Genomic DNA, 25,709 nt, shown 5'->3' with positions numbered 1-25,709 from the left:
ACCTAAAGAATTTGCATATTAACATAGAACATCGGGGCTAGGAAATAAAAACTACAAAATGAAAAATATAACTTTAGATTTTATAAAAGGAGTTTTATATACATATGCAGATTTAAATACTCCAAATAGTAATTTATCTTATGAATATGAAATTCTTGAAATGGAATTAGAAGAAGATGAATCTATTTTTTATAGAAATAAATTTCAACTTCCAGAAGAATGCTTATTTACTATTGAAGATATTAACTTTGAAGAGTTTCAAAAGTCTTTAAATAATTGGTTCTTTAAAAATGGTGAAATACTTAATTTAAGAATCAATGACACAAGAGAAAGTTATGCTATTAATATGTTTTTCAGTGAACTAAATGATGTGGTATGTATTAAAAATATTAAAAAAGTGGAATTTGATTATTCTGCTGAAACGTATTATGAATTAGGAATTAATTATGAATATTTTTTTATAGAAGGAGTTAAAAATAAATATCTTATTTATTTTAAATATGAAGATTAATAAAAACAAACCTATGCCGTAAGAAAAGAAATCCTTCGACTTCCAATTGAAAAATGAGTCTTTTCGCTATATCGCTCGGTTTAAACTAACCAATGTCGTTATCTTAAGAGTTCCATCGTCAAACTTCCAATTTGAACAATATTTAAAAACTCTTATAATTTGTTACTTGGTTTTTAATTAAAAAATTATGGGAAATATTTTCTACAGAATTGAAGAAGACCTGAAAGCAGGAAGAAAGAAAAAAGCCTGCGACAGAATAAGAAGTTTAATCAATGAGTTTCCGGATGATATTTCTTTAAGAGAAAAACTTGGACAAATTTATTATGATTCAGGATTTAAAGATGAAGCAGGAAAATTTTGGGTTTTGTCTGAAATTCAGGATTTTGAAATGAAAGAAGCTGTCGAAATTTATAGAAAATCTCTGAGTAATTCCGGAAATGCTATTTTAAAAGATATTGTTTTCCGTGGAAATAAAAATCAACTTTCTCAGTATGCAAGAGATATTTTGAACGAATTAGAATCGGATAGTTTTATAAAAACAAAACACGTTCCTGATTTTAAAAGAAAAGGAAGAGAAAAAAGAAATTATACAGAATCTAAAGACAGTTTTTTAAGTAAAATGGGGTTTTACCTTTTTATTGGAGGAATTATTTTACTTCCGGTTTTAGGATTTGTAAAGCTTTGTGAGATAATTAAAATTTTATTTGAAATAATTTTCTAACTGCGCAGATAGAATGCGCACAAACATAATAATTTTGCAATAACAAATAACAAATAACAAATAACAAAAAAAGTAAGTGTCGTAAAACAGAATTTCTTCGTTTAGGGACAGCAATACAGGTTCGAATCCTGTTCTCGTTAAATCGGGATGGCGTAATTGGTAGCGCTCTGTCAGTAAGTCTCTGTTTGATTTTTTACCTTACTTTAAAACAACCGATGCCGTAAAAAAGAGTTCCTTCTACTTTACATTGAACTAAAAACTCTTTTTATCAATTGCTCGGTTTAAAAAAAAATATAAACAAATCAAGTGTCGTTTTAGAATCATACTTCGATATTTAATCTTTGGGTCGCAGGTTCGAATCCTGCCTTTTCCTTAAAAATGGAAGAGTACCTCAGTCGGTAGAGCAAAAGCACTGAAAAATTCTGCAATTATTACCTTGATTTAATAATAAGAGTGTCGTAGAAAAGACCTACTTCGTGGTTTAATTTTGGTTCGAATCCAAACGATCTTGAAAAAGATTGGGAAGTCTTTCAATAGGTTACCTCTTTTAAATTTAAAAATAAAATATCAAGTGTCGTAGTATAGAAATACTTCGTTCCAGGCTTAAGATACAGGTTCGAATCCTGTCTGTAAAAACAGTAGTCTAATGGTAGGACATAAGCGTAAAGTGTCTGTACGAAATTTATCTTGATAAAAATAAAGAGTGCCGTTAGAGAAAACTTACTTCGGTTAATCTTATGATATTGGTTCGACTCCAGAAAATAGGTCTTCATGACTTATTATTTTGTGGTTTTCTCACCTTTCGCCTCTTTTTTAATTAAAAAATAAATTACATGGAAATACCAGTAAATTTTACAGATTTTTTATATTGGCTAAAAGAACGAACAGAAAGATTTTGGAGTGAAAATACTTGCCAGAAAGGATTTTATGGAGCAAAATGGCAGCCTCTCAGTGAAAAACAAATTGATTTTATTGAATTGAAATACTCCGTCAGATTTACATCAGAACACCGTGAATTCTTGAAAATCCTCCATGCTATTGATAAAAAAGAAATTGTAGAATACGAAGATGAGGGTGAAATAATTACCGAACAGTGTACTTTTTTCTACAATTGGTTGGAAGATGAAAAAGAGATTACGAAGGTTTTGAAAGAACCTTATCAATGGATGTTTGATGATATTGATTCTGTAAATAAAGTTTGGCTAAAATCATGGGGAATAAAGCCAAAATCTGCTGAAAAAAGAAAAAAGATTTTTGACAAATGGTTTTCTAATGTACCAAGTTTATTGCCGTTGACGGGTAGTGTATTTGTTGTAAGTGATGAAAACCTTGAGTGGCAACCAATTCTTTCAGTTAGAGGTTCTGATATTGTGACAATAGGATGGGATTTTAGAACGGGTTTATTAAATGAGATTAGAAATCATCTTGATATTTACATTGAGGTTTTTGATGAAGAAGATCAAATGTTTTATCCTAAATTATTGCCAGAAATGCAAGAGATTTTTGATCAGAATTTTAAATATGATGAAACAAAAGACGTTCCTTATCTTAAAGAAATGATGCTATATTGGTCCTCTGGATGGTCAAGCTTTGACATGACTTATCATCCTGAAAATGCAAAAGTTCACCCAATTGTAAAAACATATATAGCTGAAGAAGAAATTTAAAAACAAAAACAAGTACTGTAGAATAGTGTTACTTCGATTATCACGACGGGGACGCGGGTTCGAGTCCCGTCTCTTCCACCAATAAAACACAATTTCTATTGGGAGAGTAGCTCAGTTGGTTAGAGCACGACACACTTTTTGACTGTTGCCTTGTTTGAAAAATAAAAGTGTCGTAGAGAAAAGATACTTCGTCACCATTTGTAGGGGAGGAATAATGAAGCAGATAATTCCTGCAAGATTATCCGGTTCGACTCCGGCAAGACATTGCCCCGCTTTCTTTTCTCAATTTTTACCTTTTATTAAATATCTTATCCTTTCCGAAATTCGGAGAGGATTTTTTATGGAAAGAAATGGTGCTTTGTGTTTTTTTAATCATAAGTTTGTGAGATAAAAAACTTAAATTATAATAACTATGGAAACTAAAAAAGGAGGAACATTTTTCTTTGCCATCATTGCGGCTATTGTAGGAAGTGCTTTGTGGAAACAATTTGATTTCAAAACAATGACTTTTGAAAAATTGGGTTTAAGCATTCTTTATTTAATTACTTTTTTATTTTGCATCTTCTTTTTAATCAGAAATGTCAGAAATAACGTTAAGAAATAGAATGTTTGAGTATTATTTTCCTTTTTTCTCCAAAATTTCAATCCTTTCTAGAATATCAGAAAGGATATTTTTTTGGTCAGAAGAAAGATAGCCGGAAATTTTATAGACTTCTTTTTGGAAGTAATCTTTTTCAGCAATTGAAGAAAGGTACTTCAGATTTCCATTTTCTAAAAACAGCAACGTTTCTGGATTTTCTTTTGAAAGATTAGATTTTAGAAGAAATAAAAAATCACCGACTTTATAATTTGATAAAAACAATGTTTTTTCTGTGAATTCATAGATTAAATCAATATTTGCTAATGCTTTTTGCAGTGAGTTATATTTGATGTTATTCTCAAAGTTGTTTTCCTGATAAGGCAGATCAGAATTAAAAGATAGTTGATATTTTTCAAAATTTTCAGGCTTATTCAAATCATCAACTGTTAAAGGAATCGTCAAGAATTTATCTAAATCAAGGTTGAAATAATGTACTACAGTAAGTAATGTAGATATTTTAGGTTCGGAACGCCCTTCTTCATAGGCGCCGATAACTCCTCTTGTTAAATCAAATAGATCTGCGAATGCTTGTTGGCTTAAACCTTTTGCCTGTCTTATTGTTTTAATATTAGCTCCAAAAAAACTCATGTGTTCTAATCTTTTTTGCAAATGTAATATTAATTCTAATTAATTTGCTAATAATATTTGCAATTTGATTAAATTTTATTATATTTGTGTACAATCAGTCATAATTAAATAAATAAGTGAGGTTTTTAGATTGTAAAGCTTTAATTATTTTATTTAATAGGATATTTATTGTGAATTGATTAATTTGAAAAAAAACGCATATGACCTACCAAGAATTTTTAACGATAGCTTTTTCGCCAGTTAATACGGTTTTAAGCGTGCTGCTTATTTTGTCTGTGATTTATTGGCTTTTCACCATCATCACAGGTTTGGATATTGATATAGGGATTGATGCTGATTTTGATACTGATGTAAACAGCCCCGATGGTCATGGTCATGTTCCGGATGATGCTTCGGGTTGGCTTCAGTTTTTAAAATTTCTGAATCTGGATATTGTGCCAATCACTTATTTTCTCACGATGTCACTTTTGTTAACATGGTTGGGTTCATTCTACATTGAAGTGTTTTTTTCTTTTGGGCTTTGGGTTTCTGCATTGATTGTGATTCCGATGTTTTTCATAAGCATGTTGTTGACTAAATTAATTTTAAAGCCATTAAATCCTTTTTTCAGAGAAATCAATCATAAAGGAGAGGTTTCTTATGATTTTCTTGGTCGACAAGGAAGAATGAAATCAACCATTCATGACACTAAAACCGGAATGCTCGAAGTTTTTGTTGGAAAAGATCCCATGATTTTAATGGTAAGAAGTAAAGATGGCGAGACTATTAATCACGGAACAACAGTATATGTTGTAGATGAAGATCAAGAGAAAAGAATCTATTATGTAGCTGAAGAAATTCGCTTTTAAACAAAAAAAAATAAACACAAGTAATAAAATAAATAAACTATAAAAATATGAATACACCTTTGATTGTTGGAATTGTTGTCGTTGTAATAGCATCGCTCGGATTGATTTTCTGGATTTTATCAATGTATAAAAAAACCGTTCAGGGAATCGTTATTTTAAGAACCGGTTATGGAGGAACAAAAGTTTTCTTCAATGCAGGAATCGTAATTCCGGTCATTCACCGAATGGAATCGATGGATATTTCGGTAAAAAAACTTGAAATTGCCAGAGAAGGAAGAGCAGGTTTGATTTGTAAAGATAATATGAGAGCCGATATTCAGGTGGCTTTCTTTATCAGGGTTAATAAATCGATGGATGATATTGTAAATGTTGGTCAGACGATTGGCTGCCAAAGAGCTTCAGATATCAATACATTGAGAGAATTATTTGAAGCTAAATTTTCTGAAGCTTTAAAAACAGTAGGTAAAAAGTTTGAATTTATCGAATTGTATGAAGCAAGAAGTGAATTCCGTCAGGAAATTCTTCATATTATCGGAACAGATTTGAATGGATATGTTTTGGATGACTGTGCGATTGATTACTTGGAGCAGACTAAAATTGAGAATTTAGATAAAGATAATATTTTAGATTCTGAAGGTATCAAGAAAATTACTGAGCTGACTGCTAATCAGAATATCAAAGCTAATCAGGTCCGCAGAGATGAGGAAAAAACGATCACTAAACAAAACGTTGAAGCCCGTGAAGCGATTCTAGAATTAGAAAAACAATTGGCTGAAAAAGAAGAATCTCAGAAAAGAGAAGTTGCGAATATCAAGGCTCGTGAAAATGCCGAAATTCTTAAAGTAGATGAAGAAGAGCGTTTGAAATACGAAACAGTTCGCATTGCAACAGAAGAAAAGCTTCAGATTGCAGAAGAAAATAAGCAAAGACAGGTTGTGATTGCTGCTAAAAATAAAGAGCGTGCTGACTTGGTAGAAACTGAAAGAGTGCAAAAAGATAAAATGCTCGAAGCGACAGAAAGAGAAAGAATTGTATCTCTTGCTCAAATCGAAAAAGAAAAAGCAATTGAATTAGAAAAGAAAAATATTCAGGATGCGATTCGTGAGCGTTTAACCATGGAAAAAACGGTTGTAGAAGAGCAGCAAGGAATTAAAGATCTGGAAGCTTTCAAAACTGCCGACAGAACAAAACAGGTTGAAATCACTTTGGCAACTCAGGAAGCTGAAAAGAAATTAATCCAGGAGACGAGAGCTGCAGAATCCAGAAAATTATCTGCAGAAAAAGATGCTCAGAAATATGTGATCGAAGCTCAGGCGAAAAGAGATGCTGCCGAAAAAGAAGCAGAAGCTCGTAAAATCATCGCCGATGCAAAAGCCAAAGAAGAAGCAACGGTTGGTTTGTCTGAAGCTCAGGTTCTTCATGCAAAAGCTGATGCTGCCGAAAGACAGGGAATTGTTGAAGCAATCGTTATCGAGAAAAAAGCTGAAGCTGAGAGAAAAGAAGGTGTTGCACAGGCTGAAGTAATCAAAGAAAAAGCGTTTGCTGAAGCTGCCGGAATTACCGAGAAAGCAGAAGCTATGAAAAAATTAAACGATGCAGGAAAAGATCATGAAGAGTTTAGATTGACTTTAGCGAAAGAAAAAGAAGTAGAATTGGCTCAAATCTCAATTCAGAAAGATATTGCACAAGCTCAGGCTGGAGTTCTTGCGGAAGCATTCAAATCTGCAAAAATTGACATCGTTGGTGGAGATAATACTTTCTTTGATAATGTCGTTCGTCAGGTTTCTGCAGGCAAAGGTTTAGACAAATTCATCAGTCACAGTGAAAATGCAACATTGGTAAAAGAAAATCTTTTAGGTGATGGCGAAAATATCATCGAAAAAGTAATGGGAATGGTTGAAAAATACAATGTTTCTTCAGAAGATATTAAAAACATGAGCATTGCAAGTCTTATTTTCAAACTCAACGGCGTAGCCAATCAACAAGAGAGAGGTCTTCTCGACAGAGCGATGGATATGGCAAGAAATCTTGGCATCGATCAGAAACCTATCAGATAAACTATAAAATTTTCTGAAAGTCCAGAAGGGACGATTTAACAAAGGATAGGATAAAATCCTATCAATAAAATTAATTAAAAACTCTCATTGTGTAATTTTCAATGATACTTTGAGAGTTTTTTTAATATGAATTTTAAAAATTTAATCATTAAGGTATAAGGTATTAAGTTCAAAAAATCAATAGATTTTTTATAAGCGTGAAATTTAAAGCGAAGCTAAACTTAATGACTCTTAATTGCTTAATAAATCTTAATGATTAAAAAAATAAATGTTTTTAAAAGTATGATGGTAGTCTAAAATCTAGCATCTAACATCTAATATCTAAAATATGTCAGAAACATTAAATTCAGGGACATACGAAATAATCCAGAACCGTTTGAATGAGCAGAAAAATGATCTCATTCAAAGGCTTCAGAAGCTAAATGAAAACCGTAAAGAAATTTTCGGTGGTGTAGACTTTTCACTCATTGCTAACGAAAGGATCTCTACGGAGCACAATTGTGTTGCCAAAGATATTTTTTCACTAAAAGATATTTTGATCTTCGGTTCTAATGCGCATTTGGGTTTACAGACGGAAATCAACATCACCGATGTTTTTTCAATTTATAAAATAAATAATGATCGTTTTGAACCGCAAGATTCTTCTTTAATTGGAGATGAAATTTTTATTGACGAGTTCAAAAACCTCTATAAATATTACAGAAATACTTTCTTTGCACGCTTTCATTTTACTGAAAACTATCTGTATATGGTTTTCCAGTTGTCGGAAAGTACTTCCGATATCAAGGCTTTTAAATGGTTGATCAAAGAGGATAAATTAATTTATATTGATTCTCGAAGTGCTTCGGAAGTAACTTATCCGCCACAACATGGTTTTGCGTGGACGAAAGCAACGAGAGATATGCAGCGAAGCGGAAAATTTCCACACGTTTCTTTGGCTGATAAAGTTTTTGTGGAGTCTATTGGCGGTGATATTACGATAAAAATTGAAGACAATACCGATACCGGAAAAGGAATTTATTCTGAAGATGTCATTCACAAAGATCAGAACCTTGATGATGCCGAAATTCATTTTTGTGATCTTGATAATCTGGTTTTGTTTAAAATTAAACCTTATCAGGAATCTGAGCGTTATTTTATTTATAATCATAAAGAAAAAATAGTTTCAAGAGTTGATACCTTAAAATATTCGGCGGTTTTACTTCCGGAAAATCAGGGCGTGCTTTTTTCAAACGGTTATGCTTTGCAGACGGGAGGTCTGAAGGTGATTTCTCAGGATCAGAATAGACTTCACTATCTGAAAACGATTACGGAACCGAATGGTGAAAATTTTATGTATGTTTTTTATGATGATAAAACCAATAATTATCAGCTGATCTCGTACAATATCATTACGCAAACCATCGAGACGCCGATTCGTTGCAGCGGTTTTTCAATTTTAAATGATGGGAGATTAATTTATCTGAGAGAAACTCTCGAAACCACGAAACATCATTTAGCTCAGATTTGGCAGACTCCATATTCAAAAGAATTATTACCGAATACCGAAAAATCAGACACGCTTCTTTACAAAATCGGGAACAAAGATATTGTAAGAGTCATGGCGGAAAGTCAGGAGTTGATTACACTTTTAAATAAAAAAGATTCTTACAGCGGATTGTACGATGATATTGTCAAACTTTCCACAACGATTTTAGATGCGTATTATTTTCTTGGTGATGATGAGGTTGAAAATCTCGATCAGCCTTTAAAGGAGATCAGAAATATTGCTCATTCTGCGATTAATGAATACGAAAAAGTTGTCGAGCAGAAAAAAAATACTTCTGAAGCAGTTGAAAAAATCAAAGCGGCGGTTGAGAAAATTTTAGACGATACCAAAAGAATCAACTATTCTCAACTGACGGAATATATTGACATGCTTTCGCAAATCAGAGCTTTACGTGGTGAAATTACCGGAGCAAGAGATCTGAAATATGTGGATGTTGCGATTCTTGATTCTTTAGAAAAATCACTTTCAGAGCGTTCAGAAGAACTTTCAAATGCCTGTGTGAATTTTCTGCTTCAGGAAGATTCTTTATTGCCTTATCAAAACAGAGCGCAACAGATTTCTGAAAACATCATCAATTTACAGAAGGCAATCGACGCCAAAATCATTGAGGAAGAAATCAATAATTTATCAGGGCAACTTGAACTTTTGGTGGATATTGTCAATAATTTAAAAATTGAAGATACATCACAGTCTACTCAGATTATTGAAAATATTTCGGTGATTTTTGCAAGGTTAAATCAGGAGCGATTAGAGCTTTCAAAAAGAAAAAGAGAAATTTCCGGTAAAGAATTGTCTGCAGATTTTCAGGCACAAATGACATTGTTTGATCAGTCGGTAATTAATTTTCTTGAATTATCTCAAACTCCCGAAAAATGTGATGAATATTTAACCAAACTTTCCATTCAGTTGGAAGAAATGGAAACAAAATTTGTTGATTTTGATGAATTTATCCAAAAGATTGGTGAAAAAAGAGAAGAAGTTTACGGACATTTTCAAAATAAAAGAGTTCAGTTAACAGAATTCCGAAACAAGCGTACTCAAAGCTTATACGATTCTGCACAGCGAATTTTAAAATCGGTTCAGACAAAATCAGAATCTTTTGATTCTGAAAACGAAATCAACGGCTATTTTGCAACTGATTTAATGGTTGAAAAAGTCAGAGATATTTCCCGCCAATTGATGGAATTTGAAGATTCTGCCAAAGCGGAAGAAATTCAGACTTTGCTGAAAACTTCTCAGCAGGAGGCAGTCAGAAAACTTAAAGATAAAAAGGAAATTTATGCAGACGGAGATAATGTAATTGCTTTAGGTGACTATAAATTTGCAGTAAACCGTCAGAAATTAGATCTTACTTTGGTGTTGAGAAATGCGCAGTATTATTATCATTTGACAGGAACTGCATTTTATGAACCTTTGAATTTTGAAACGATTTCAGATTATAAAGAAGTCTGGAATCAGGAATATATTTCAGAAAATCAAAGTGTAAAACGTTTCGAATATTTAGCATGGAATGTTTTTTCAAACAATAAAAATATCAATACGGAAGAACAAAACCGAATTGCCATTCAGCAGTTTATGACTGAGCATTTTGGTGAAGGTTTGGTGAAAGGAATTCATGATGAAGATGCGTTGACGATTGTTTCAAAATTGCAACAGATGCACAATGAATTAGGTTTGATGCAGTTTACGCCAAAAGAAAGAGCTTTAGCGCAATTATTCTGGTATTTTCTGAATCGGGAAAGAAAAGAGTATTACCAAAAACAGTTTGAAGCAGCAAATTTAATTTCAAAATCATTTATAACAGATAAGGGTTTTCAATATTTAAATGAAGAATTATCTAAAGAAGTACAATCATTTGCCGAAAATAATCATCTTTTTATTGATGTAAATTCTTTGAATGCTGCAATTTATTTGAAAAAAGAAAACAAATCAGCGTTTTTAGTTTCTGAAAAAGCAGGCTTACTACATGAATCATTTTTAAAAGATTTAAAGGAAAAAGGAAAAGATCTGGAATTCATCGACCAATTAAATGCTTTGAAGCAATATCCTGCAGCTGGTTTTTCTATTGCCGAAAGTGCTTTGAATGCGTTTCTATTTAATTCAGATTCAAATTTTGAAGATGATATTAAAAAAGAAGCTGCTGTATTTTTTGTGACCCAGAATTTTGATGCCAAAAATATTCTTCACATTGCTTACGAAACAGTTCTTGAAGGTTTGAAATCTTTAGAAAAAGATCTTAATTATGCTCTGAATTATTATGAATTTACTTCCCGATTATCCAATTTCAATGAGGTGGTTGTTCCGAAATACAAACAACTTCAGGAATTGAAAGCAAAGTGGGTGAATGATAAAAAGAAAGCCCTGAAAATCGATACTTTTAAATCTCAGGTTTTAAGTTCATTTGTAAGAAACAGATTGATCAATGATGTTTATTTTCCGTTAATTGGAGCCAATTTAGCAAAACAATTAGGAACTGTCGGAAACGATAAGCGTACCGACAGAATGGGAATGTTGCTTCTGGTTTCACCTCCAGGTTACGGAAAAACTACGTTAATGGAATATATGGCAGATCGAATGGGATTGGTTTTTATGAAAATCAACGGTCCGTCAATCGGTCACGATATTGTTTCTACAGATCCGAACGAAGCAAAAAATGCCGGAGCAAAACAAGAACTTGAAAAGCTTAATTTAGCTTTAGAGATGGGGGATAACGTGATGTTATATTTAGACGATATTCAGCACTGTAATCCTGAATTTTTACAGAAATTCATTTCTTTAGCCGATGGACAAAGAAAAATTGAAGGAATTTATAATGGTGAAAGCAAAACCTATGATTTAAGATCAAAACGTTTCTGTTTGGTAATGGCTGGAAATCCATATACAGAAAGTGGTGAAAAGTTCAGAATTCCTGATATGTTGGCAAACCGTTCTGATACGTATAATTTAGGTGAAATTTCCGGTAGTAAAACCGAATTATTTGATTTGAGTTTGATCGAAAATTCTCTAATGTCAAACGATTATCTTACCCGATTGACTCAGTTTGGAATGGAAAATCTTTACAATCTGTACGATAGTATTCAATCTAATTCGCCGAATGTAGATTTGGTGGGAAATTTTAGTTCAAATGAAATTTCAGATTTCAGAAAAGTACTTGAAAATACTTTAAAGGTGAGAAATATTGTTTTAAAGGTTAATAAACAATACATTACTTCCGCAGCAATGTCTGATGAATACAGAAGCGAGCCTGCTTTTAAGCTGCAGGGTTCTTACCGAAATATGAATAAGCTGATTACGCAAATTCAGCCTATTTTAAAAGAAGAAGAAGTTACGCAGATTGTTTTGAATCATTACCAAAATGAATCTCAGACATTAACGACCGGGGCGGAATCGAATATGCTTAAACTGAAAGAATTAATGAATATTCTTTCGGGAGATGAAGCTTTGCGTTGGGAAGAAATCAAAAAAACTTTTGTGAAAAATAAAACGATAAAGGGTTTAGGTGATAATGACCGAATGACGCAGGTAATTGCATTATTAGCCCAGTTCAGTGAAGGTCTTGATGGAATAAAAGATGTTTTGAATAAAAACTAAAAGCAAAAAAACACTACGTTGAGTAGTGTTTTTTTTATTCCTAAGAGTAGCTTTGAAGTTCTTCTTCCAGTAATTTTTTCCATTTCGAAAAAGTAGTTCGGCTGATGTTGTATTTTTTCGACATAAAGCTTGTAGAGAAATCGTGCTTTTTCTGATAATTCAAAAGCTTCATCATGGTTTTTTTGTCATAAGTTTTAAGCTGCTGATTGGTTTTTGAAGTTTCTTTGCACTGTTTAAAAAGTTTTTCGTTCAGCTTCAGGATCTCTTCTGTAGAATCTAATCTGCTTAATTGTTCTCTTATTTTCGGGCATTCCAGCTTTTCCGGGTGCTGTTTTTGTAAAAGATCTTGGTAGATCCTGTTGTAATTTGGTCTCATAAATATAGTGTGGTTTGGTTATTTTATCTTTTCTTTTGAATCCAGCGGTGTAAAGTGCTCTTTGGAATAGAGTATTCTTTAATTACTTCTGCCTGAGTCATTTCCCCGGATTCAATTCTTTCCAGAATGAAATTTTTTATTTCCTGAGTGTATATATTTTTTCTGAATTGTGGTGTTTTTTCTGATTTTGGAGCGTTGGTTTTATTTACAGCTGAAGGTGGAGCGTATAATATGAGATGCGAGCTGTATAATCTGAAGAAATCATATTCTAGCAACTTACTCCATCTCAAAAGAATGTCGGTTTCTATAGATTTACTTTCATATACCCTCTCTACAAACTCTTCATCCTTTGCTAGAAAATTGCAGATTCTTTCTATGGAAATGTTTTTGTGGTCTACCATTTCCTTGATATACTTGCCTATATGTATGTTTTTGTATAACATTTACTAATAATCGATTTTTTTTAAATTAATCATATTTTGTGTAATAAAGAAATGATTATGAGAATCTTGTAAGTAAATTGCATGACAATTTTACATGATTTTAATTTGCTTTAAAAGCTATTGTCTCATTTCTTTATAATATTCAATCTCTGATTGTTCATAAAAAATTGATTTTCAGCTATCTGTGTTTTGTGTTTGGTTTCTAAACAAGATTTTATTTATTATACTAAAGTTTATAATAATACCTTTAATGGTGATTTAAAGAAATTATTTAGGATGTATGCATATCAAAACTTTTCATTTTATGTTATTATAGGGTATTTAACATAATAATGTTTGATAATGGTTAATACTTACCTTGTTTATTTCCCAAAATTAAAAAAAAATACGAACAAATCATAATTTTTTATTTAGGTATATGTTAATAATATTTAATTTATGTTGAATATAGATTGTTAAAAGAGGGATAAATAAAGGAAATTTAAAATTCATATTGTTTCTTTCTTGTACATTTTCAATGTTATACAATTCAATAGCTGATGATTATTTTCTACTATTTATTTAATAAGTCTTATTTTTACTGAAATAAAAAATAAATTTGCTTTCAATACGATTTTAATTAATTTGGTTTATTTATAAACTAAATTTTATTTTGATAATAAATTTATATAATTTTTAATAATTTTATAATATATTTTAATGCAGTCTCTTACCTTATTTGACTTCTCAAAAAAAATAAATTTTAAAAATGAGGTTTTGGCTGGTTTCACTGTTGCAATGACTATGATTCCTGAATCACTTTCATTTGCAATTTTAGCAGGGCTTTCTCCGTTAACCGGATTATACGCTGCTTTCACGATGGGTTTAGTCACAGCAGTTTTGGGTGGTCGCCCCGGAATGGTTTCTGGTGGAGCTGGCGCAACAATCGTCGTTTTAATAGCATTAATAAAATCTCACGGTGTCGAATATCTTTTCGCAACGGTAGTTCTTGCAGGGATTTTTCAACTACTGGTCGGAGTTTTCAAACTCGGAAAATTTGTAAGGTTAATTCCTCAACCTGTAATGTATGGGTTTCTCAATGGTTTGGCTGTCATTATTTTTATAGCGCAAGTAGAGCAATTTAAAATTGTTGATGCAAATGGAATGGTGAGTTGGCTACAAGGTTCTTCATTGTATATAATGTCGGGTTTAACGGCATTAACGATTGCCATTGTTTATTTCTTTCCAAAAATTACTAAAGTAGTTCCGGCTTCTTTGGTTGCTATATTAGTTGTATTTGGACTTGTTTTAGGCTTTGGAATTAATACAAAAACGGTGGCAGATATTGCTGAAATAAGCGGTAATTTGCCGATTTTTCATATTCCTGAACTTCCTTTTTCATTAGAAACTTTACAGATTATTTTTCCTTACGCTTTGATTATGGCGGGTGTTGGATTGATCGAATCTCTTCTGACATTATCAATGGTCGATGAAATTACCAACTCAAAAGGAAGTGCCAATAAAGAATCTGTTGCTCAAGGTTTAGCAAATATTACCAACGGCTTCTTTGGCGGAATGGGCGGTTGTGCAATGGTTGCACAGACTTTAGTCAACTTAAATGCAGGTTCAAGAGCCAGACTTTCAGGAATTATAGCTTCAATCACAATTTTAATTATCATTCTTGTAGGAGCTCCATTTATTGAAAAAATCCCGATGGCGGCTTTGGTAGGAGTAATGATGATGGTTGCAATCAGTACTTTTCAATGGGTTTCAATCCGTATTGTCAACAAAATGCCAAAGTCTGATATTTTTGTTGGAATTACAGTGGCTTTAATTACGATTGTTTTGCACAATTTAGCATTGGCTGTTTTGGTAGGAGTTGTTATTTCTGCATTAGTTTTTGCTTGGGATAATGCCAAAAGAATTCGTGCAAGAAAACATATTGATGAAAACGGAATTAAACATTACGAAATTTTTGGACCACTGTTTTTTGGTTCTGTCACAGCTTTTACAGATAAGTTTGATCCTGAAAACGATCCCGAACAAGTTGTCATCGATTTCAAAGAAAGCCGAATTGTTGACATGAGTGCTATCGATGCTTTAGATAAATTATCAAAAAAATACGCTCAAAAAAATAAAAAATTACATTTAAAACATCTCAGTGAAGATTGCCGAAAAATGTTGAAAAATGCAGAAGCTGTAATTGAGGTAAATATTCAGGACGATCCAACGTATAAAGTAATGCCGGAGAAGTAGAAGTGTTTTGGAGTTTAATAGGCTGGAAGTTGGAAGCTGGGTGATGGAAGTTTAAAATATCACGCAAACATCTGTGTAAATCTGAGAAATCTGTGGGAAAATAAATTTTGCTGGAAGTTAAGCAGAGATAATTGCAGTTCACGATAAGTATTTGTAAAATTCGTGTATCCGTGGCTAATAAAAATAAAAATCTGCATAATCTGCAAAATCAGCGAGAGAAAAAAGTTATAAACTACTATTGATTCTATAACCCCAAACAAGGACTGCAAAATAAAATTTACAGCCCTCGTTTTTTAAGTTATTAATGTATTCGCAATGAAATCAGGCACCAAAGCATAGTGCGACAATTTCATGCTGATCGAAGCTCTACCGCTTGTCAACGTTCTCAGATCAGAAATATATCCGAAAGTAGAAGCCAAAGGAACTTCCGCTACGAAGATTTTTCTTCCTGATTTTTCATCAATTGAAGTAATAATTCCTCTTCGTTTGTTGATATCTGCGGTTACAACTCCGGTATATTCTTCAATACTTTGAATTTCAACCTGCATGATCGGTTCTAATAATTTCGGCTTACAACTTTTTGCAATCGCTCTAAAACCATCTCTCGCAGCCATTTCAAAATCATAAGCCTTGGAATCTTCCGAGTGCGTCGATCCATCCAAAAGCGTCACTTTCATACTTTCCAAAGGATTTGCGCTTAAAGCTCCGTTTTCCATTGCTTCTCTGAAACCTTTCTCGACAGACGGAATAAATTCACTAGGAATTACACCTCCTTTAATTTGATTAATAAATTCCAAACCGATTTGGTTGTCTTCACAAGGTCCGATTTCAAAAGTAATGTCAGCGAATTGTCCGCTTCCACCGTTTTGTTTAGAAAGTTTTTCTCTGTGTCTTCTGGTTTCCGTTAAAATTTCCTTGTACGAAACCTTAGGTTTTCCCTGATTAATTTCAATTCCGTGATTTATTCGGATTTTTTCTAAAGTCACCTCAAGATGCAATTCTCCCAAACCGCTCAACAAAGTTTCTCCCGTTTGTTTGTCTCTTTCAACAACCAACGAAGGATCTTCTTCCTGAATTTTCGCTAAAACCAGTCCGAAAGATTTTTCATCAGCATTCGTTTTCGGTTCAATTGAAACTCGGATAACCGGAGCCGGAATCGTGATGGATTCAAGCATAACAGCTCGTTCAATGGAAGATAAAGAATCGCCTGTTTTCGCATCTTTTATTCCCGTTAAAGCTACAATGTCACCTGCTTTTCCTTCTTCAATCGTTAACGTTTTGTCCGACTGCATCTGCAAAATCCTCGAAATTCTGAAGTTTTCGCCAGTTCTCACATTTTGAACCGTGTCACCGGATTTTATCTTTCCTGAATAAATTCTGAGCATCGCCAATTTTCCCATGTGTTTATCAATCACAACCTTGAAAACCAATCCTGAAAAAGTTTCTTCTTCATTTCTTTCAAGCTCGATTGTTTCTTCCGTTTTGGCATCTTTTCCTTTAATAGAAGGCAATTGATTTGGAGCAGGAAGATAATTGACGATCGCATCAAGTAAAGGTTGAACGCCTTTATTTTTAAAAGCAGAACCACACAAGACAGGAACTAAACTTCTTGACTGACAATTTCTTTGTATCGCTTCAAAAATCATTTCCTCAGAAATTTGAGTTTCAGCATCAAGGAAATATTCAAAAAACTTTTCGTCGAATTCGGCTAAAGTTTCCATTAATTTCATTCTCCATTCGTTCGCTTCAGCTTTATAATTTTTAGGAATTTCCTTTTCGATAATCGTTTCACCGTTTTCATCGATCCAATACAATGCTTTTTGTTTAATCAAATCAATGACTCCTTCAAAGTTGTCTTCAAAACCGATCGGAATTTGCAAAGCCAAAGGAACTGCATTGAGTTTGGTTTTAATTTCATTTAAAACAGCAAAGAAATCTGCTCCGATTCTATCCATTTTATTGATAAAACAAATCTTGGAAATTCCATGTTTTTCAGCTTGGAACCAAACGTTTTCCGTTTGTGGCTGCACTCCCGAAGAAGCACAAAAAACCGCGACAACGCTGTCTAAAACTCGTAAAGAACGTTCAACTTCCACTGCAAAATCAATGTGACCCGGAGTATCAATAATATTGATGTTGAAAATATTCTGATCTTTTTTCCATTGTGTGGAAATCGCTGCAGATGAAATCGTTATTCCTCTGTTTTTCTCCTGAATGTCTTTATCCATCGTGGTGTTTCCATCGTCTACGTTTCCGATTTTATGGATCATTCCCGTGTAATAAAGCAATCTTTCTGTGAGCGTGGTTTTTCCGGCATCGACGTGTGCTATTATCCCTATATTTCGTGTGTTGTATTTCATTTTGTTTAATTTAAATTGTTGATTTTTAAACTTCTGAAATATTGTTGAGTGATGTTTTTTTGAATTTTTTAACGCAAAGATTTATTAAAACTTAAACCAAATTCAAGAGGGTAAAGACGAAATCAATAAAATTGATTTTAAGAAGCGTACTTCATCAGCGACTTTGTCGCTATCTTTTGCTCACTGAAAATATACAGTCTAAATTATAAGAAACTTTGCGTTTAAAGAAAAAAATCCAACTTTAATCACCAAACAACAGAAGTTTTTCGAATGTAAAAGCTGAAAAGTAGGGTAGCAAAAAAGACCTATCTGAACAGATAGGCCTTTAATATGTTGTTTTGTAAAGGTCGATCGTTATTCAGATAAATATTTAGTGCTACCAAAGTACACAGCTCTGATAGGATTGCTTAAAGTTATAATATTTATCATTTTTGTTGACATTGTTGATTGTTAATCGGTTGCGAAATTATAAAAAATATTTAAATGACAAAAATTTTCGTAATAATTTTTTTGAAAGTAAAATAGCTCTTGTTTTCGTCTTTAATTAAAATCTTAAAAAATCTTAAAAAAAATCAAGATTGAATGAAAAATTTTATCTTTGAAAGGAATTGAAAAATAAAACACTGAGTGATGATTAGAAAATATAAAATATTTAAAAAAATCTTTTTCAATTAAAGCTAAAAACAATTAACTTATACTATTTTGAAAACAGATATCGACATTCACAGACATGATCATTTTTCGTTTGATCTGTGGCTCACTTTAATAAAATCTCACCCTGAATTTAAAGCAAAAAGAGTTGAGCTTTTTTCCACTTTTTTTAATGTGGAAAAGCCCATTGATGAAGTTGCAAAAGCGGTGAAATATTATGACGATCTCTGCAATAATATCAATGAAGTAATTGGTGGAAATGTAGATACTTTTGAGATTTATTTATTGATTTTAAATTCATTAAATGTTGATATAAAGCAATTAAATCAAACAGATCTTAATGAGTTTTACCAGAAAAGTGAAGATTTGTTTTTAGAATATAAACCGGTGGTGATTTTTGATGAATTGCACAATTTTTTTGATGAAATTAAAAATCAGGGAAAAACCATTAATATTCTGAGTAATACAGGTTTCATCAAAGGTAAAACCATGCGAAAGTTTTTGATGAACGAAAATCTCGATCAATATATCGACTTTCATATTTATTCTGACGAAATTAAATGTTCTAAACCCAATCCTTTGGTTTTTCAGGAAGTAAAAAATAAGATCAGAAATCAGGAACTTCAAATGGAGCTGATTTTGCATATTGGCGATAATCCGATTGCTGATTATAAAGGCGCAAAAGATTTCGGATTCAGTGCACACCTACTCAAACACCAAATATAATTATGAACAAGCGTTACAGTTTACATAAAATAGATTCTGCAGAGGAGTTTACTTTTTCGCCTGCAGAATACAGCTATTTCAAATATGGCGATAAATTTTTTGCAGAAAAGTTTGCGAAAGAGCTTTTTGATGGGTTTATCAATCAACATCAGGAAATTTTAAATACCGATAAAGAGATAGTGGTTTTGCCGAGTCCTTATATGGCGATTCCTACCGCATCAAATTTTTTGTGTTTTTACTTTAAAAAACATCTTGATTTTTATCTTTTTCAAAAAGGAAAAAAGTCGAGCGTGTTGTCTAAAATTAATAGAAATCATACCTACACTACAGATTACGGAAATCTTAGTTTTGAAGACCGTAAAAACCTGATTGCTAATGATACTTACTATTTAGATAAAGATTTTTTAAGAGAAAAACTATGCATTTTTATCGATGATATTAAGATCACAGGAAGTCATGAATACACGGTGAATAAAATTCTCGATCAATACGCAGTAAACGCAGATTTTCTGTTCATGTATTACGCCGAATTGACCAATTTTGACATCGATCCTAAGATTGAAAACTTCTTTAATTACTATACAGTAAAAGATGTTGAGGACGTTGTAGAGGTGATGTCTAAAGAAAGTTTTCAGTTTAATACTCGAATTGTAAAATATATTTTAGGTTTAAATTCCGAAAATTTTGAGTATCTTACCTCAAATGTAAAAAAACAGCATACCGATGATTTAATAGAGCTTGCAATAAGCAACAATTATCATTTAATAAAAGAATACGAAAATAATATAAACACTTTAACACAAACAGAAATCTATTATGGCAATTAACTTACAGAAAGGACAAAGAGAAAATATAAACGCACCAAAATTTACTGTTGGATTAGGTTGGGACATCAATAATACTTCAACAGGCGGAGCTTTCGATCTTGATGCATCACTTTTTTTATTGGGTGATAACAAAAGATTGGTTTCAGACAACCATTTTATTTTTTACAATAATCTTGAATCTCCGGATAAAGCTGTGATTCACACAGGCGATAATTTAACGGGAGACGGAGATGGCGATGATGAGCAGATTAAAATTGATTTAACTAAAATTGATGCTGCCGTAAAAGAAATTTCAGTGGTTGTAACCATTCACGAAGCTGATACAAGAAGACAAAATTTCGGACAGGTAAGAAATTCTTTCATCAGAATTTTTAATACAGATACCAATGAAGAGATTTTGAAATATGAATTGGATGAAGATTTCTCTATCGAAACCGCTGTAGAATTCGGAAGGATCTACAACAGAAACGGAGAGTGGAAGTTTGAAGCGGTAGGAAGCGGTCAAAGAGAAGGGCTTGAGAAATTTGTATCAATGTATCAATAATCAACAGTATGGATAATCAACAGAATAACCCAAACGATCCGTTGGGATCAATTGAGCCTTTAAAAAGTTTCGATCCGACACCTTCGATGAGCCAGTCTTTGCAACAAGATCCTGCAGCTCCTGCAGTTTTGATGGATCGTGACGGAAATGTCAACTTGAACCAAATTCAGGATGCAGATCGTGCAAAATACGAAATGGTTGCCAATTCTATCGACGAAACAAATCCGGGATCTATCGTTAATTTCGGTTCAGAATTACAGAAAACTCTTGCCAATCAGAGTGACAGTTTCTTAGGAAATGTAAGAAGATCAAATTCTGGTGAAGTAGGAGAGTTGATCAATAATTTATTGATTGAATTAAATTACGTAGACGTAGACGAAATCAATAATGGCGGTGTAAAAGGTTTTTTAAGTAAAATTCCTTTTATGAAAAAAATGTTGACGCAGGTTGACAATCTTTTCGCTAAATACGATAAAATTACAAGCAATATCGATCAAATCTCGCATAAAGTAAACGCAGGAATCATTACTTCAACGAAAGATAATGCGGTTTTACAAACGATTTTTGATAGTAACGTCAATTCAATTAAAGCGATTGAAGATTTGGTGATTGCCGGAAATTTAAGAATGGAAAAAGCATCTGTTGAATTAGCACACATGGAAGCGAACGTTCAGAATTTTGCTGACTATCAAATCGCTGATAAGAGAGATTTTATCAACAGATTAGACAGAAGATTGGCAGATTTGAAAGTGGTTCGTTTAATTATGATGCAGTCTCTTCCTCAAATCAGATTGGTACAGAATAACAATGTTTCGATTGCTGAAAAAGCACAGACGATCCTTACTACAACTTTACCGGTTTGGAAAAATCAACTTTCTTTGGCAGTTGCGATGCACAGACAACAGCAGAATATTGAGATTCAGCAGAGAGTTTCTCAAACAACTGAAGATATTTTGAAGAAAAATGCAGAACGTTTGGGTCAGAATTCAAGAAATGTAGCCAGAGCAAACGAGCAGACCATTGTTTCGGCTGAAACGTTGAAAGAAACAACTGCAATGTTGATCAATACTTTGAATGAAGTGAAACAAATTCAGAAACAAGGTACAGAAAGCAGAAGAAAGCTAGATCAGGATCTTCAAAGTCTGGAACACGAATTAAAAGCAAACATCAGAGGTTAATAAGACGGTAAAAAGGTGAATGAGGAGATTGCAATCATAATGTCTCAAAGCAAAAGAAGATTAACAAGGCTTAAACTTCTGGCTAATTTCTTTGAAAATGTGGATATCATTGCGATTTATATTAAAACTGATATCATCCATAATTTATTCAACGAAAATCAGACGTTAGATTTCAATAAATTAGAACTTTTTCACCTGCAATATACCGACAGCCTGATCGAATTGTTGACCAAAATAAAGAAGAAAAAGGAAAACGATTTGCTGGCTGTTATTAACGAAATTAATATCAACAACCGATACATTGCTTCTTTTGAAGAAAAAAAGACAGACAGTTTTGAAACCGACAGGAAGATTTACAGCGGGATTTTTTCTGAACATCTGAGAAATCTGTATAAAGATCTTACCGAAGACAGGGCGCTGCTAAACTGGAATGATGTGCTGTATTTTCATAAAAAATATGCTGCAGAATTTTACAGAACAGATTTTGATGAAGACAAACTCAAACCTCAATCTGCTCCGTTTTACCAATATCAGGATTACTGTATTGAAAGAAAATTGTTGGGGAAACTCAATATTCAGAATTTTAAAGTGCGTTTTGTCTGTGGATATCGTGTTGAGAGAGATGAATATGAGTTATTTAAGATCTTTCAGTCTGATGAGCATTTTATCTTTAATGTAGAAGAAAAAAAAATGTATCTGATTGACGATGAAGATTTAGAATCATTAAATACGAATGAAAATGAATCTAATCAGATCTCGATTATCAATCAGCTGAAAAGGAAAAACGAAGACCTCAACGAGACAATGGAATTCAGGAAGAAAGAGCTTTCGGCAGATGTAACTGCAGTTTTGAAAGATTATCTTAGAAACCTGGAAAGTATTGATATTATGAGTAAAATATTTGATGTGAACGAAGAAACCAATATTCTTCGGGCAATGCTTAATTTAAATTTAAATAATTAAAAAAGTAAAAAGTAAAAAGTAAAAAGTTTATTTTCTACTCTATATTTTTAAGTATGTAAATTTTCTTAGCTAAGTGAAACGCCTTTGCGAACGAAAATATGCAGAACAGATTTAACAAAAAATCTTTGCGGGCTTTGCGTTTAAATTAAATTGAGCAATGAAGCAGAGATTCAAAAAATAACTAAACAAAAAGAAATAATGGCTATTAACTTACAAAAAGGTCAGAGGATAAACCTTACCAAAGAAAATGGGACTACACTTTCCCAAGCTTGCGTAGGAATCAACTGGGGAGCTATCGAGAAGAAAAGTTTCTTCGGTGGAACTTCAAAAGAAGCAGTAGACTTGGATGGAAGCTGTATTTTGTATGATTCAAACAAAAATGCAACTGAGGTAATTTATTTTGGAAACCTTAAATCTAAAAACGGTTCTGTACGTCACAGTGGTGATGATTTGACGGGTGATGTGAATGGCGATGACGGGTTAGATAACGAAGTAATTACTGTAGATTTTTCTAATTTAGATCCTGCCGTGGAGCATGTAGCAATGGTTTTGCACAGCTACAGAGGTCAGGATTTCGGAACAATTCCTTTTGCATCGATCAGAATCTATGAAGGAACTCCAACGAATGTAAGAGAGGTTTTTGCCAAATATGATATTGCTAATGATAAATCTTTCAGCGGACATGTATCTATGGTGATGGGAGTTTTTTATAAGAGAAACGGCGAATGGAAATTCAACGCAATCGGAGATCCTACTTCAGACAAAAAACTGGAACAAACGGTGCAGACCGTTCAGCAAAAATATTTGTAAAATAATTTTATTCAATAGGAGCAGCTTTAGCCTGTTTTAAATAATGAAATCTTCTTTTGGCTTTAGCTAAAACCTATTAATAGAAGTCATTATTTTATTGAAATGAAAATTAGATTTAAATTAGCAATACCTGTATATTTACGGCTATTGCTTTTATCATATAATAAACAGAATTAACGTGGAAAAATACAATATTTTAGAACTGCATCCTGGTTTGGTGTGGGGGTTTGCGATAACGGTGGTTATCATGTTGCTTCTCGATTTGGGAGTATTCAATAAAAAAAGTCATGAGGTTTCTTCAAAAGAGGCTACAATCTGGTCAATTGTCTGGATCTCGCTGTCTATGGTTTTTTCAGGAGTGGTGTATTGGGTTTTCAATACAGATGGTACCCCGGAAAGTCATGCAATAGCGGTAGAAAAATTCACGCAATATCAAGCAGCATATTGGATTGAGAAAGCGCTTTCCGTAGATAACCTTTTTGTATTTATATTGGTTTTCGGATTTTTTAAAGTTCCAAAATTCTTGCACCACAAGGTTCTATTTTGGGGAATTATCGGGGCGCTTGTTTTTAGAGCCATCTTTATTTTTGCAGGAGTTGAATTGATTGATTTAACTTACTTGCCTGAAATGAATATTTTTGGTCACGCAGTGAGAATCAATGTTGTAATGACGCTTTTCGGTTTATTCCTTATTTATGCGGGAATCAAATCTTGGGGAGATGGAGATGACGATGATGACGAAGATTACAGTAATACAGCAGGAGCAAAATTGATCAAAAGTTTCTGGAAAGTTTCAGATAACTATGATGGCGACAAGTTTTTTACCGTTCAAAACGGAATCAAAATGGCAACACCATTATTGGTTGTTGTTGGGGTAATTGAGTTTACAGACGTTCTTTTTGCGGTAGATTCTATCCCTGCGATTTTTGCGATCTCAAAAGATCCGTTTATTCTTTATACATCGAATATTTTTGCCATTTTAGGATTAAGATCTTTGTATTTCCTATTGGCAAACTTCATTCACATGTTCAGCAAGCTACCTTATGGTTTGGCAATTATTTTAGCATTTATCGGTGTTAAGATGTTAATTGCACCTTGGTATCATATCTCATCTCCTGTCTCATTAGGAATTGTAGGTGGAGTTTTGGTACTTTCTGTACTTATTTCTATCATGTTTCCCGATAAGGAAGATGATGAAGTAAAAGAATAATTAAATTAAAATATCCATACAAGGCTTTACAAATCGTAAAGCCTTTTTTTATTTCTTATTTTCACTGTCAACTAACAACCAACAACTATCAACACTATTTATACTTCAATAGCTTATTAATCTTCTTTCTCGTCTGCAGCGAAACTTTATACGCTTCATCTCTGAGTTTCTGAATTTTTCCAACTGGCTGAAAAATTTCTGCACTTTCAAAAGGATTAAAAGAGAGAAGTTCATTTTCACAGCCTTTAGGATTGAGCAATGAACCTTTTTCAATTTTTATTTCTCCAATTTTGATGAAAGGAGAGTTTTTCCATTCAACATTGAGTCTATTAATGGGTTGATCTTTCAGATCATAGCAAAATTGAATATAAACCTCAGCGAAATAATCATGAGTTCTGCAAAAGCTTTCAACAGCTTCTTTTACAGAATCTTTTTTACCAAAATTTTTCTCTACATTTTTAGGGCTAACTTTAATCTTGATCATTTTATCATCAAAACGATAAACTCCTACAGAATGATAATCAAAAGAAAGCATGAAATTATTTTTGTTTAAAAGAAGCTTCCAAACATTTTTTAGAAAAGAGGGGTTTAAAGTAGAAGGAATGACTTTGTAAATCTGCTTTACAACCGAAAAAGAATTGCTCCATTTTTTTACAAAAAACCGATTGACAGAAGTAAACAATTTCAAAAATACAGAAACAGAATTCACCGGAAACAAAGGGAAATTTACCAACGGATAATTTGAAATCGTTCTTCCCGAATCATCTTTTATTTTAATAGCAAAACCGTAGGCAGGAAAGTCTTTTTTGCTTTTATCGATCTTCAGATGCGCATTAGATAATCTTGCAGTAATTTCGTATTTATCACTGTCAAAAACAGATTTTAAATCATTCGGAATATCTTTGCTGATGATAAATTCACCTTTCAAAACTGCATACGTTTTTGCATGAACATTTCTTGTGGCATAATTCACGTCACTTATCGTAGAAGAGTATTCTACAAAATCGGCAATGCTCTTTTTGGTCTCTTCCAAAAGTTGTTTTTCTTCATAGCTCAGCTTTTCAAAGTTCTTGTTATATCTTAACGGATTTGGCATATAGTTTTTAAAACTCAATGATAACGCCAAGTTTTTTAATTTACGTTACGAGAATATTAAGCATTTTTTAAAGTTTTTTGTGCTGTAAACAGAAGCGATAATAATGTTGGATGTTTGA

Annotated in this window: 20 protein-coding genes; 15 read left to right on the top strand and 5 right to left on the bottom strand. The window is 32.7% G+C overall.

Annotated features, from left to right (window positions below; translation table 11 throughout):
* Positions 1-58 precede the first annotated feature (58 nt).
* The 4 genes from OEW74_RS15115 to OEW74_RS15100 all read left to right on the top strand — a co-directional run bounded on the left by OEW74_RS15115 (position 59) and on the right by OEW74_RS15100 (position 3,503).
* A complete protein-coding gene (locus OEW74_RS15115) occupies positions 59-511 on the top strand; it encodes a hypothetical protein (protein WP_265429266.1) in 453 nt (150 codons plus the stop codon).
* Between the two features lie 187 nt (positions 512-698).
* Entirely contained in the window at positions 699-1,232 is a 534-nt protein-coding gene (locus OEW74_RS15110; RefSeq protein WP_265429265.1) for a DUF6584 family protein, read from the top strand.
* Between the two features lie 833 nt (positions 1,233-2,065).
* Positions 2,066-2,899, top strand: a complete 834-nt coding sequence (locus tag OEW74_RS15105) for a hypothetical protein (protein WP_265429264.1) — start codon at positions 2,066-2,068, stop codon at positions 2,897-2,899.
* Between the two features lie 412 nt (positions 2,900-3,311).
* On the top strand, positions 3,312-3,503 hold the full coding sequence (locus tag OEW74_RS15100; RefSeq protein WP_265429263.1) for a hypothetical protein: 192 nt from the start codon (positions 3,312-3,314) through the stop codon (positions 3,501-3,503).
* Between the two features lie 12 nt (positions 3,504-3,515).
* Here OEW74_RS15100 and OEW74_RS15095 read toward each other — a convergent pair whose 3' ends face one another.
* On the bottom strand, positions 3,516-4,127 hold the full coding sequence (locus OEW74_RS15095; protein ID WP_265429262.1) for a helix-turn-helix domain-containing protein: 612 nt from the start codon (positions 4,125-4,127) through the stop codon (positions 3,516-3,518).
* A gap of 200 nt (positions 4,128-4,327) precedes the next feature.
* Here OEW74_RS15095 and OEW74_RS15090 point away from each other — a divergent pair, with 200 nt between their 5' ends.
* The 3 genes from OEW74_RS15090 (at position 4,328) to OEW74_RS15080 (ending at position 12,172) form a co-directional block, all read left to right on the top strand.
* Positions 4,328-4,975: a hypothetical protein gene (locus OEW74_RS15090; protein WP_265429261.1), complete on the top strand. Its 648-nt coding sequence runs from the start codon at positions 4,328-4,330 to the stop codon at positions 4,973-4,975.
* Between the two features lie 47 nt (positions 4,976-5,022).
* On the top strand, positions 5,023-7,032 hold the full coding sequence (locus tag OEW74_RS15085; RefSeq protein WP_265429260.1) for a flotillin family protein: 2,010 nt from the start codon (positions 5,023-5,025) through the stop codon (positions 7,030-7,032).
* A 328-nt stretch (positions 7,033-7,360) separates the two neighbouring features.
* Positions 7,361-12,172 carry a DNA repair ATPase gene (locus tag OEW74_RS15080; protein ID WP_265429259.1) on the top strand — a complete coding sequence of 1,604 codons (4,812 nt, stop codon included), beginning with the start codon at positions 7,361-7,363 and terminating at the stop codon, positions 12,170-12,172.
* Positions 12,173-12,212: 40 nt separating this feature from the next.
* Here the strand turns inward: OEW74_RS15080 and OEW74_RS15075 are convergent, their stop codons facing one another.
* Positions 12,213-12,548 carry a helix-turn-helix domain-containing protein gene (locus tag OEW74_RS15075; protein WP_265429258.1) on the bottom strand — a complete coding sequence of 112 codons (336 nt, stop codon included), beginning with the start codon at positions 12,546-12,548 and terminating at the stop codon, positions 12,213-12,215.
* 23 nt (positions 12,549-12,571) lie between these two features.
* Positions 12,572-12,991, bottom strand: coding sequence for a transposase (locus OEW74_RS15070; protein WP_265429257.1), 420 nt, complete (start codon positions 12,989-12,991; stop codon positions 12,572-12,574).
* 699 nt (positions 12,992-13,690) lie between these two features.
* On the opposite strand from OEW74_RS15070, the gene OEW74_RS15065 reads away from it, so the two are divergent.
* Positions 13,691-15,226: a SulP family inorganic anion transporter gene (locus OEW74_RS15065; protein WP_265429256.1), complete on the top strand. Its 1,536-nt coding sequence runs from the start codon at positions 13,691-13,693 to the stop codon at positions 15,224-15,226.
* Between the two features lie 293 nt (positions 15,227-15,519).
* Here the strand turns inward: OEW74_RS15065 and fusA are convergent, their stop codons facing one another.
* Positions 15,520-17,586 carry an elongation factor G gene (gene fusA, locus OEW74_RS15060; RefSeq protein WP_265429255.1) on the bottom strand — a complete coding sequence of 689 codons (2,067 nt, stop codon included), beginning with the start codon at positions 17,584-17,586 and terminating at the stop codon, positions 15,520-15,522.
* Positions 17,587-18,288: 702 nt separating this feature from the next.
* On the opposite strand from fusA, the gene OEW74_RS15055 reads away from it, so the two are divergent.
* From OEW74_RS15055 to OEW74_RS15025, 7 genes are all read left to right on the top strand, one after another.
* Positions 18,289-18,963 (top strand): HAD family hydrolase, encoded by a 675-nt coding sequence (locus OEW74_RS15055; protein ID WP_265429254.1) that lies wholly within the window; start codon positions 18,289-18,291, stop codon positions 18,961-18,963.
* A 2-nt stretch (positions 18,964-18,965) separates the two neighbouring features.
* Positions 18,966-19,790: a phosphoribosyltransferase family protein gene (locus OEW74_RS15050; protein ID WP_265429253.1), complete on the top strand. Its 825-nt coding sequence runs from the start codon at positions 18,966-18,968 to the stop codon at positions 19,788-19,790.
* The gene (locus tag OEW74_RS15045) at positions 19,780-20,334 is read left to right on the top strand and encodes a TerD family protein (RefSeq protein ID WP_265429252.1); all 555 of its coding nucleotides are present in this window, start codon (positions 19,780-19,782) and stop codon (positions 20,332-20,334) included. Before OEW74_RS15050 ends, OEW74_RS15045 begins: the two co-directional genes overlap by 11 nt.
* Before the next feature lie 8 nt (positions 20,335-20,342).
* Positions 20,343-21,512: a toxic anion resistance protein gene (locus OEW74_RS15040; protein ID WP_265429251.1), complete on the top strand. Its 1,170-nt coding sequence runs from the start codon at positions 20,343-20,345 to the stop codon at positions 21,510-21,512.
* A 39-nt stretch (positions 21,513-21,551) separates the two neighbouring features.
* Positions 21,552-22,475, top strand: coding sequence for a hypothetical protein (locus OEW74_RS15035; RefSeq protein WP_265429250.1), 924 nt, complete (start codon positions 21,552-21,554; stop codon positions 22,473-22,475).
* A 198-nt stretch (positions 22,476-22,673) separates the two neighbouring features.
* Entirely contained in the window at positions 22,674-23,285 is a 612-nt protein-coding gene (locus OEW74_RS15030) for a TerD family protein (protein WP_265429249.1), read from the top strand.
* A gap of 178 nt (positions 23,286-23,463) precedes the next feature.
* Entirely contained in the window at positions 23,464-24,495 is a 1,032-nt protein-coding gene (locus OEW74_RS15025) for a TerC/Alx family metal homeostasis membrane protein (protein ID WP_265429248.1), read from the top strand.
* 94 nt (positions 24,496-24,589) lie between these two features.
* Here OEW74_RS15025 and OEW74_RS15020 read toward each other — a convergent pair whose 3' ends face one another.
* Positions 24,590-25,591, bottom strand: a complete 1,002-nt coding sequence (locus OEW74_RS15020; protein WP_265429247.1) for a catalase — start codon at positions 25,589-25,591, stop codon at positions 24,590-24,592.
* Positions 25,592-25,709 lie beyond the last annotated feature (118 nt).

Origin of the sequence: Chryseobacterium sp. YIM B08800, assembly GCF_026163565.1 — a bacterium.
Taxonomy (GTDB): domain Bacteria; phylum Bacteroidota; class Bacteroidia; order Flavobacteriales; family Weeksellaceae; genus Chryseobacterium.
The sequence above is the reverse complement of the archived record's forward strand: the minus strand, read 5'-3'. Positions and strand labels throughout refer to the sequence as shown.